General features: G+C 70.7%; 8 protein-coding genes and 1 pseudogene. 5 read left to right on the top strand and 4 right to left on the bottom strand.

Annotated elements, in window-relative coordinates:
* Nucleotides 1–552, top strand: a 552-nt coding sequence (locus VGL85_RS15545; RefSeq protein ID WP_331589871.1) for a S49 family peptidase, incomplete at its 5' end; no start/stop codon positions are given.
* Between the two features lie 14 nt (nucleotides 553–566).
* On the opposite strand, the gene VGL85_RS15550 is transcribed toward VGL85_RS15545, so the two are convergent.
* The 4 genes from VGL85_RS15550 to VGL85_RS15565 all read right to left on the bottom strand — a co-directional run bounded on the left by VGL85_RS15550 (nucleotide 567) and on the right by VGL85_RS15565 (nucleotide 6,278).
* Nucleotides 567–1,622, bottom strand: a complete 1,056-nt coding sequence (locus VGL85_RS15550; protein WP_331589872.1) for an aspartyl protease family protein — start codon at nucleotides 1,620–1,622, stop codon at nucleotides 567–569.
* Nucleotides 1,623–1,718: 96 nt separating this feature from the next.
* The gene (locus VGL85_RS15555) at nucleotides 1,719–2,387 is read right to left on the bottom strand and encodes a Fe2+-dependent dioxygenase (protein ID WP_331589873.1); all 669 of its coding nucleotides are present in this window, start codon (nucleotides 2,385–2,387) and stop codon (nucleotides 1,719–1,721) included.
* Between the two features lie 14 nt (nucleotides 2,388–2,401).
* Nucleotides 2,402–3,160, bottom strand: coding sequence for a tetratricopeptide repeat protein (locus VGL85_RS15560; RefSeq protein WP_331589874.1), 759 nt, complete (start codon nucleotides 3,158–3,160; stop codon nucleotides 2,402–2,404).
* A 118-nt stretch (nucleotides 3,161–3,278) separates the two neighbouring features.
* A complete protein-coding gene (locus VGL85_RS15565; RefSeq protein ID WP_331589875.1) occupies nucleotides 3,279–6,278 on the bottom strand; it encodes a TonB-dependent receptor plug domain-containing protein in 3,000 nt (999 codons plus the stop codon).
* A 350-nt stretch (nucleotides 6,279–6,628) separates the two neighbouring features.
* On the opposite strand from VGL85_RS15565, the gene VGL85_RS15570 reads away from it, so the two are divergent.
* The 4 genes and pseudogenes from VGL85_RS15570 to VGL85_RS15585 all read left to right on the top strand — a co-directional run.
* Entirely contained in the window at nucleotides 6,629–8,713 is a 2,085-nt protein-coding gene (locus tag VGL85_RS15570; RefSeq protein ID WP_331589876.1) for an HAD-IIIC family phosphatase, read from the top strand.
* Between the two features lie 108 nt (nucleotides 8,714–8,821).
* On the top strand, nucleotides 8,822–9,382 hold the full coding sequence (locus tag VGL85_RS15575) for a hypothetical protein (RefSeq protein WP_331589877.1): 561 nt from the start codon (nucleotides 8,822–8,824) through the stop codon (nucleotides 9,380–9,382).
* A 73-nt stretch (nucleotides 9,383–9,455) separates the two neighbouring features.
* Complete coding sequence (locus tag VGL85_RS15580) at nucleotides 9,456–9,866, top strand: TIGR01244 family sulfur transferase (RefSeq protein ID WP_331589878.1); 411 nt, start codon at nucleotides 9,456–9,458, stop codon at nucleotides 9,864–9,866.
* A gap of 19 nt (nucleotides 9,867–9,885) precedes the next feature.
* Nucleotides 9,886–9,979: pseudogene (locus VGL85_RS15585) on the top strand (MBL fold metallo-hydrolase); the annotation flags it as partial.

Raw genomic sequence — 9,979 nt, forward strand, 5'->3', positions numbered from 1 at the left:
GGGGTGTTCGGCGGCAAGTTCGCCCTAGGCCCCGCGCTGGCCAGGTTCGGCGTCGACGTGCGCCAGCTGGGCGTGGGCTCATCCTACGCCGGCGCCTTCGGCATGGGCCGCGAGTTCAGCCCCGCCGAGCGCGCCGCCTTCGCCCGCTGGATGGACCGCATCTACGACAACTTCGTCCAGCGGGTGGCGGAGGGCCGCAAGCTGCCGGTGGACCGGGTGCGCGAGATCGCCAAGGGCCACGTCTGGACCGGCGTCCAGGCCAAGGACCTGGGGCTGGTGGACGAGCTGGGCGGCTTCTACGACGCGGTGGCCAAGGCCAAGGCCCTGGCCGGGATCAGCGGCGAGGCGCGGCTGAAGCGGATGTCGCCCTCCGGCTCGCCTTTGGAGGCGATCCAGAAGATGCTGGGCGTCTCGGCGGTCTCGGCCCGCACCCTGGCGGCGGCGGCCTGGGTGTTCGGCGACCCGCGCGCCCAGGGGATCCTGGACGGCCTGGCCCAGGAGCGCCTGCGCAGCCAGGGCGCGATGGTGCTGGCGCCGACCCGCGTCCACTAGGGCGGACGACGGACCTAGGGCTGCTGGCGCGCCTCGCGGCGCACGCGCGCGTCGCCCGGCGGCGAGGGCGTGAAGAGCACCACCCGGCGGCCAAAATCCAGGGTCACGTCCTGGAAGTGGCGCAGCACGTCGATGCCGATCAGGATCGCCGGCCGGTCGGCGAGCTTCCACAGGTCGAAGATGTGCAGCTCGGCGAACACCCCCAGCACCGAATCGATCTCCATGCCGCCCAGCCGCAGGCTCGGCAGGGGCGCGAACTCACCCCGCGCGGTCTGGCCGGTGGCGCTGATCAGCGGCACGGGCGCGAGCCTGGGGCCGAAGTCCGGATGGGTGCGCACCACCGCGTCGCGCAGGGCGATATTGCCCACCGTCACCTGGGCGCCGGAATCGATGAAGGCCGCCACCCGCACCTGGGCGACCTGGGCGTCGAGGATCACCAGCTGGCCGTCGCGATAGGCGGCGCTCACCTGGATCGGCTGGTCGTAGGGCTGGATGCGCGAGTTGCTTGCGTGGCCGATCTCGGCCCCGTGGCCGGAGTCGGAGATCTCGAAGCGGTTCTGGTCGAACTGCAGCGACATGGTCCGGTCGCGCAGGATGTCGACGCCCAGCAGGCCGTCGGCGCCGAGCTGGCCACGCGGCAGCACCGGCAAGGTCAGGCCGCGGGAGGTGACCGACCCCACCGCTAGGCGATGGACCAGGGCCAGGTCCGCGGGCTCGACGCCGGCGATGCCATGCACGTCGGCGCGGCCGGCGGGCGGCAGGGCGCAGGCGGCGGCGGCCTCGGTGGAAACCACGGTGCGGTTGGCGCCGGTGTCGACCACGAAGCCGAAGGGCCCCTTGCCGTCCAGCATCACCGGCACGACCATCCGGCGCGCCTGGTCGAAGGCGGTCTCCAGTTGGGTGCTCACCGGCGGCTGGCCGTTCTGGGGCGCGATCGCCGGCGGCTCCTGCGGACCCATGTCGGTGAGGTTGATGGAGATCAGCCGCCGGGGCGGCGTCATGCAGGCGCTCAGCACCGCGGGCGCCAGCGCCGCCGCCAGGCTGCGCCTGGACCAACCCATAGCCGACATCAGGTCTCCCTTCGCGCACAGTCTGCGCCGCCGGGCGGCGAAGCGGAAGATCGCTGCGACGAACGTCCGCGGGCGGACGGCAAGCGGGACCTTGGCCTAGCCCGCGTCGCCCCACTGGCGATGCAGGGAGTTGGTGATGTGGCTGAGTCGGGTGCGGGCGTCCCAGCTCAGCTTGTCGCCTTCGGCGGCGATCACGCCATTCAGCTCGTAGAGCAGTTCGCGATAGACCCGGTCGACGATCTCGCTCTCGATGAAGGTGATGCCGCACAGCCGCTCGCCGCGGGTCACCGGCCGGACCTGATGGATGGTGGTCGACGGATAGACCACCGCCCCGCCGGGCGCGGGCTTGAAGTCCGCCTCGTGCGTGCCCAGCCGCACCGACAGCTCGCCGCCGTCATAGTCCGCCGGATCGTTGAGGAAGACCGTCAGGCTGAGGTCGGAACGCAGCGGCCGCGGCCCGAGCGGCATGAAGGCGGTGTCGGCGTGGGCGCCGTAGTTCATCCCCGGCTCGTAGCGGGTCAGCATCGGCGGCGCCATGCGCTTGGGAAAGGCGAAGCCGATGAACCGCTCGTCGCGGGCCAGCGCCCGGCCGATGATCTCCGAGGAGCGGGCCTCGGCGGGGTCGGAGCGGTCGGCCTGCAGGTTGTTCTTCACCGTGGAGTTGGGGTTGGAGCCCCGCCCGTCGATGAACTTGATGCGCCTGGCGAGGTCGCGCAGCTCGGCGACCTCGGCGGCGGTGAGCAGGTCGGGGATTTCCTGGAACATGCCGCCGTGCGTCCCTAGGCGTCGAACTTGCGGGTCCGCGCCGCTGTGATGTCGGCGATGAGCTCGCGGGCGACATCGCGCTGCGGGTCGCTGGCCCGCGGATCGGCGATCAGCGCCTCCAGCCGCGCGACGCCGTCGTCGTAATACCCCTCGGCCAGGTCGGCGCGGGCCAGCGCCATCACCGCCTCGGGATAACCCGGCTCGGCGGCCAGCACCTGTTCGGCGCAGCGGCGCGCCTCGTCATGGCGCCCGGCGCGCGCGGCGGTCCCCGCCAGGCCCGCCAGCGCCAGCAGGTTGTCGCCCTGCAGGTCGAGCGCGCGGCGATAGGCGGCCTCCGCCTCGGGGTCGCGGCCGAGGGCGTCCAGCACCGCGCCGCGGGCGGCGTGCGCCTGGGCGAAGCCCGGCTGGGCGGCGGTCATGGCGTCGAAGTGCGGCAGGGCCTCGGCGAAGCGCTGCAGGCGGAACAGCCCCAGCCCCAGCGCCTGGGTCAGGCCCGGGTCCTGCGGGAAGGCGCGGTGGCCGCGCTGCAGCACGGAGACCGACTCCGCGAAACGATCGTCGGCCTCCAGCATGCCGGCGGTGAGGTTGAAGGTCAGCGGGTGCTCCAGGCCGCCGGCCAGGGCGGTCCGGGCGAGCTCGGCCGCGCCTTCCAGGTCGCCGGCGGTGAGCCGGGCCTGGATCGCCTGGAGCTGGGCGCGGTCAGCCTCGGCGTCGCGCGGCGTCGGCGCCGCCGCCCCCACCTGGATCTTGATCGGCCCCGACTTGAACTCCATCGCCCGTCCCTTCGGCCCGCCTGTCGCGGCGGCGCCTCACCCATAGAGCCTGTGCGCCCACAGAAAAAGGGCGGCGGATCGCTCCGCCGCCCGATCTCTTTTGCAGTGACCTTCCGGCTTAGAAGTCGGCGGTCAGACCCACGTACACGTAACGACCCAGGGAGTCGTAGACCTGCGGGTAGGTGTTGCCGTTACAGAAGGTCGCGGCGCAGTTGGTGCCCACCAGCGGCGGGTCCTTGTCGAACACGTTGTTCACGCCGACCCGGAAGTTCACGTTGTTGTGCACCGTGAAGTTCGCCGTCAGGTCGATGTAGCTCTGCGACGACAGCGTCTTTTCAGCCGCGAACTGGTTCGCCGGGTTGTTCAGCTGCGGGTTCGAGTCGAACGCGTCCAGGTCAACCTTGCCGTAGTAGCGCCATTGGGCCGACAGGCTCAGGCTCTTGAACCAGTCGCCGTAGGACCACGGGGTGTTCCAGGTGATCCGGGCCTTGTGGCGCCACTGGGGAGCCGGCGTGCCGCAGGTCAGGCCGTAGAGGCCCGCGCAGTCGAAGCTCGGACCGCCCGGGAGCGGCTGGGTGATCAGGCTGTCCAGCCAGGTGCCGACGATGTTGGCCGAGATCGAGCCGTTGTCGCCCAGGCCCAGGTTGGACAGGTCGGTCCGGTAGGACGCGGCGATGTCCACACCGGTGGTCTTCAGCGAACCGGTGTTGAGCTGGGTGTCGGTCACGAAGCCCTGCGGCGACAGGAACAGCGAGCCGGTGGGGTCGCGGTGGACCAGGCTGCAGAACGTCGGGTTCCCGCCGTTGATGCACTGGTTCAGGATCAGGTTTTCGCCGAACCGGCCGATGAACGAGTTCACCCGGATGTCGAAGTAGTCGATCGAGGCGTTGAAGCCCGGCAGGAACTTCGGCTGCATCACCAGGCCGGCGGTGTAGGTGTCGGAGGTTTCCGGCTTCAGGTTCGGGTTGCCGCCGAGCAGGCCGTTGTACTGGTTGGCCGGGTTGGCTTCGATGGCCAGGACCTGCGCCGTGGTCAGGTGGAAGATGGCGGCGCAGTTGGCGATCTTGGCCGCGTTGGCCGCGGCGTTGGCGGACAGGCCGGCGCAGGGGTCCTGGTTGCCGTCCAGGCCCACAGTCTGGGTCTGGAACAGTTCCGCCACGTTCGGCGCGCGGACCGCGCGGTTGTAGCCGGCGCGGAAGCGGAAGCCGTCGACCACTTCCCACTCGCCCGACACCTTGTAGGTGTTGGTGTCGCCCACCGACGAGTAGTCGGAGAAGCGATAGCCGAGTTCAAGGCTGAGGTCCTTGGCGAAGGGCATGTCGCTGATCAGCGGCACGCGGGCTTCACCGAACAGTTCGTAGACGTCGAAGCTGCCGTTGGTCGGCGCCGCGGCGCCGCCGTTGCCGTTCACCAGGCCGTTCACCGACAGGAAGTCGGCGCCGTTGTCCAGGTGCTCGCGGCGGTATTCGGCGCCGATCGCGACACCCACGCCTTCCGAAGCGTAGGGGCTCTTGACCCCGTAGTCGCCGAGCTTGCCGGTGAAGGCCAGCGAGGCCACCCGCTCCTGGGTGTTGGTGAAGTTGAAGGACTGGATCGACAGGAAGTTGATCGCCGCCTTCGAGATCAGCTGCGAGGAGAAGATGTTGATCGGCACGCAGCCCGGGTCGGCGCCGGCCGCGCAGACAGGGCCGTTCGGGCCGGCCACCGCGTTCAGCGACTGGTTGATGCGGGTGGTGTCGAAGTTGCCCGACTGGCGGTTGTTCACCTGAACCGAGCCGAACTGCAGGTAGCCGTCGTAGTTCCAGCTCTTGCCCAGGTCGCCCTTCAGGCCGACCACGATGCGGTAGTCGTCGTGGCGGAACTGGGTCAGACGGCCGGTCTGCTCGGCGTCGAGCAGACGACGCGCGATCGTGCCGGTGAAGATGCCGCTCGGGTTGGTGGCGCAGGTGCCGCCGCCCAGGGCGCCGGCGCCGTTCGGGACCAGAACGCCCTTTTCCTGGGCGGTCAGGAAGGGGTTGGCGCAGTCGACGCTGAAGGTGCCGGCGAAGATGCCGCCCGCGGCGATCTGGGCCGTCGAGTTGTCGTCCATGAACATGGCTTGCATGTACGCGTCGGCCCACGGCGCGATCTCATAGTGGGCGAAGGTGCCGAGCGAATAGCGCTCGTCAGGCCGGACGAAGAAGTTGGCCGGACCGAAGTTGAACACGTCCGTCGCCACGCGGGGGCGGAAGGTGTTGAAGGTGGTTGGGTCGACCAGGAAGTTGCCGACGCGGGCCGGGAAGGCCGTACCCGAACCCGAGCAGGCGAAGCTCGTGGCGGTCGAGGCGAACGTACAAGCCGAGAAGTCGCGGTCGGCTTCCAGGATGGCGTTGTTCTGGCGATAGGTGGCGTAGGCGGTGATGTTGCCCTTGCCGTCCGGCGCGTTGACGCCGATCACCATGGTGACTTCCGAGCCTTCGCCTTCCCAGAGGTTGCCCGGGATCGCGAACTGCGAGGGGATGATGGCGTTGGTCACCGCCGCCCGCAGGGCCGACTGGCCGGTCGAGTTGTTGTTGTCGTGCTGGTAGCCCGAGTACTGCGCGTCGAGGCGCACGCCCTCGAAGTTCTTCAGCATGATGAAGTTCACCACGCCCGAGATGGCGTCGGCGCCGTAGGTGGCCGAGGCGCCGCCCGTCAGCACGTCCACGCGCTCAACCAGCGGGGCCGGGATGAAGTTCAGGTCGGAAGGGGTCGGCTGGGCGCGGCGGCCGTCGATCAGCACCAGGGTGCGGCTCGGGCCGAGGTCGCGCAGGTCGATGGTGGCGGTGCCGTTGGCGCCGTTGGTGATCGAGGAGCCCTGGTTCGCGAACACCTGCGGCAGGGAGTTGGTGATGTCTTCGATCCGGGTCACGCCCTGGGCCTTGATGTCGGCGGCGCCGACGGTGGTCACCGGCGCGATCGAGGTCAGGTTCGGCGACGGGATACGCGTGCCGGTCACCACGATTTCGGAGACTTCGCCGTTGCCGGCGTCCGCCGCCGCGGCGGCCGCGTAGGCCGAGGTGGCGGACAGACCCAGGAAGGCCGCGCCGCAGATCATCGAGGAGGCCAACAGGCGCTCCCGGGTGTTTTGGATTTTCAAGGTCTACATCCTCCAGCGGCCGCCCAGATGGACGAGCCTGCCCCCAAACAAAATCGGTCCCGGAATCTCAGTCGAACCCGGTTACGCTGGAGTTACGGGTGTATCCGACCCACGGTCAACGATCATTAGCTCCCGGTAATGTTGAGCGCGCCGACCTGTCGCATTCTGGTCACAGATTGGGCGCTGGGGCGGCGATGCGCGCACATTTCGTTCGTCCAGGGCGCATTTCGGCCATGGCTCCTGCCCTGGAACGGCGTTCGGGGGCGCAACCGTGGCGGCCGGCGGCTTGACGCTAAGGGAAGGCTGCGCGCCCCGCGACAGCCGCGACGCCAGGCCCTATGCAGGGGCCGATGCTGCTGCGCCTCTCCCGCTTCGTGCACATGATCCCGGTGACCGCGGACCGGGTCCTGGTGGTCAACGCGGTGAGCCACCTGCGCCTGGCGGTCGATGCGCAGCTGGCCGCGATCATCCGCCAGTTCGAGGCCCCGCAGACCGTGCCGGACCAGATCCCGCCCGGCCACGTGGTGGAGGCGCTGCTGGAGCGCGGCGTGCTGACCGCCTTGGATCCCCAGGCGGAGATGACGGAGCTGACGCGGGCGCTCGCGCCCTACGACGGGCGCGACCCGGGCGCCCTGCTGGACCGGATGCGCCGCCAGGCGAAGGAAGGCGGTGAGCCCTACTGGGCGGCGAACCAGGCGCTCTCCGCGGCCGACCTGGAGGGCCAGCGCCCGCGGCTGGACCTGATCCTGCTGGGCGACTGCGACATCCACATGGAATCGGACTTCCTGCGCCGGGAGGGCGCGGCGCGCGGCCTGGACCTGCGGGTGGCCGCCACCTTCCCCGACGACCTGCGCTTCGCCGGCGAGCACGCCCACGACGCCATCCTGATCGGGGCGCTCCGGGCCCGGCAAAGCCTGATGGACCCCCACGACCCGGCGTCGCCGCATCCGCCGCACGCGCGCCTGATCGCCCAGGCGCGCGGGATCATCGAGGGGCTGCGGCGCGAGACCCAGGCGCCGATCCTGATCGACGGCCTGCCGGAGCCCACCGTCCAGCCCATGGGCTTCGCCGAGCGCGGCCCCCTCGCCCACCGCGCCCGCTTCCGCGCCGCCAACGCCGCGCTCGCCGCGCTGGCCGAGGAGTTCGCCGACGTGCATTTCATCGACGTGGCCGCCGCCCTGGGCGCGGTCGGCGCCGAGCGGCTGGTGGACGACGGGCTGGTGAGCTTCATCCACCTGGGCTCCCCCGGCTGGATGCTGCAGCGGGCCGAACAAGAGCTCGCGCCGGTCCACGGCGTCTTCCCCGACCTCGCGCCCCTGGCCGCCCAGCTGGACGGCGACCCCTATGGCCGCGAGGCGGTGACCGCGCGCGCCCACCTCGACGCGCTCGCCGTCGTGCTGGGGATCGACGCCAAGAAATGCGTCATCGTCGACCTGGACGGCACGCTGTGGCCCGGCGTGCTGGCCGAGACCGGCGCGCCCTTCGCCTGGACCCCGCAGGACAACCCGCACTCCTACGTCGGCCTCTACTTCGGCCTGCACGAGGCGCTGCTCACACTCAAGAAGCGCGGCGTGCTGCTGGCCTGCGTCAGCAAGAACGACGAAGCCGCGGTGCGCGCGCTCTGGAAATACCCGCCCGACTACCCGAAGGGCCTGCTGCTCACCCCAGACGACTTCGTGACCCTGCGGATCAACTGGGACGACAAGGTCGACAACATCGCCGCCATCGCCGCCGACCTGGGCCTGGCGCTGGAGGCCTTCCTGTTCATCGACGACCATCCGGTGGAGCGCGAGCGGGTGCGCCAGCGGCTGCCGCAGGTCGAGGTCTGGGGCGACGACCCCTTCGCCCTGCGGCGCAGGCTGCTCGCCGACCCGCGCCTGCAGCAGTCGCGGGTGACCGGCGAGGCGGCCGGCCGCACGGGGCTGGCCAAGGCCCAGCTCGGCCGCCAGGCGGCCCGCGCCGAGGCGGTGAGCGAGGCGGATTTCGTGGCCTCGTTGCAGGTCGAGACCCGGGTGACCCGCCTGGCGCCTGACGCGCCGGAGATGGGGCGCGTGGCCGAGCTCTTCCAGCGCACCACCCAGTTCAACGCCACCGGGCTGAAGCCCTCGGCGGGCGAACTCGCCGCCCTGGCCGGATCGTCCGACGCCGCGGTCTATGTGGCCCACGCCCGCGACCGCTTCGCCGACAACGGTCTGGTGGGCGCCGCCGTGGTCCGGGGCGGCGAGATCGCGGGCCTGGCGCTGAGCTGCCGGGTGCTGGGCATGGGCGTCGAGCACGCCTTCCTGCAACAGGTCATCGCCGACCAGGCCCGGCCGCTCCACGCCCGCATCGTCCCCACCGACCGCAACACGCCGGTGCGCCACATCTACCGTGACAACGGCTTTACGCCCGGCGACGACGGGACCTGGCGATTGGACCCTCCGCCGCGTCCGTAACGGCTTCGCCTTGGGCTGGCCGCAATCGCCCGCCACCCAGGCGATTGCGCACGCCGCGCGCGCCTCGTAGGAAAAAGGGGCGACTCAAGGGTCTAAGGGGATGATGCGATGAGCGGGTTCGGCCTGACGTCTTCGGTGGCGCGGATGGCGCTTGGCGCCGCCCTGGTCGGCCTCATCGCCTCGCCGGCCCTGGCCGCCCCGGCTCCGGCGACCACCGCCCAGCGCGCGGCCCAGCTCCAGGCCCTGACCGACTGCCGCAAGGTCGCCGAGCCCACCCAGCGCCTGGCCTGCTACGACAAGGCCGCCGCCGCCCTCGACGAGGCCGAGGCCAAGGGCGATGTGGTGGTGGTGAACCGCGAGCAGGCCCGCAAGGTCCGCAAGCAGGCCTTCGGCTTCTCCCTGCCCTCGATCAGCCTCTTCGAACGCGGCGAGAAGACGGAGGACGTGGCCGCCACCGAAGGCTCCATCGCCGAGGCCCGCAAGCTGCCGACCGGCCACTGGCAGATCAAGCTGGCGGAGGGCGGCGGCACCTGGGTGCAGATCGACTCCACCGAGATCCCGATCGACCCCAAGGTCGGCGACCATGTGAAGATCCGCAAAGCCTCGCTCGGCAGCTACCAGATGGCCGTCGGCAACCAGCGCGAGGTCAAGGTCCACCGGGTGGAGTAATCTTCCTTTCCCATGCGCGGGCCAGGAGGCTACCGATGGCGGCGAAGGGCCCTGCCGTCTACGAAAGACCCCGATGAGCGATTTCCGACATGTCACCGACCACCTTTCGGTCGCCCCGCAGATCAGCGTCGCCGAGGTGGCCGAGGCCAAGGCCCAGGGCTTTGCGACCCTGATCAACAACCGCCCCGACGGCGAGGCGCCCGACCAGCCGCCCGGCGCGGCGATCGAAGCCGCCGCCAGGGCCCAGGGCCTGGCCTATGTCCACATTCCCGTGCGCGGCATGCCGGGACCGGCCGAGGTGGAGGCGCAGCGCGCAGCGGTGGACGGCTCCGACGGCCCGGTGCTGGCCTTCTGCCGCTCCGGCACGCGTTCGATCACCACCTGGTCGATCGGCCAGGCCCTGTCGGGCGCCATGAGCCGCGGCGAGCTCATCGCGCTGGGCCGCCAGGCCGGCTACGATCTGTCGGGCGCCCTGGGCGGGTGAGCTGAACGGAGGATCCCGCATGATCCCCTACGTCCGCGAGATCGCCTTCGAATACGGTGTCGTCCAGCAGGTCTCGCCGCTGATCCGCCGGGTGATCGCCAACAATCCGGGGC

It is taken from the genome of Phenylobacterium sp., from assembly GCF_036501465.1.
Classification (GTDB): Bacteria; Pseudomonadota; Alphaproteobacteria; order Caulobacterales; family Caulobacteraceae; genus Phenylobacterium.

What these genes read in the sequence shown, in the direction of transcription:
- VGL85_RS15550 (WP_331589872.1), bottom strand. Translation starts at nt 1,622, where the DNA reads ATGTCGGCTATGGGTTGGTCCAGGCGCAGCCTGGCGGCGGCGCTGGCG.
- VGL85_RS15555 (WP_331589873.1), bottom strand. Translation starts at nt 2,387, where the DNA reads ATGTTCCAGGAAATCCCCGACCTGCTCACCGCCGCCGAGGTCGCCGAG.
- VGL85_RS15560 (WP_331589874.1), bottom strand. Translation starts at nt 3,160, where the DNA reads ATGGAGTTCAAGTCGGGGCCGATCAAGATCCAGGTGGGGGCGGCGGCG.
- VGL85_RS15570 (WP_331589876.1), top strand. Translation starts at nt 6,629, where the DNA reads ATGCTGCTGCGCCTCTCCCGCTTCGTGCACATGATCCCGGTGACCGCG.
- VGL85_RS15575 (WP_331589877.1), top strand. Translation starts at nt 8,822, where the DNA reads ATGAGCGGGTTCGGCCTGACGTCTTCGGTGGCGCGGATGGCGCTTGGC.
- VGL85_RS15580 (WP_331589878.1), top strand. Translation starts at nt 9,456, where the DNA reads ATGAGCGATTTCCGACATGTCACCGACCACCTTTCGGTCGCCCCGCAG.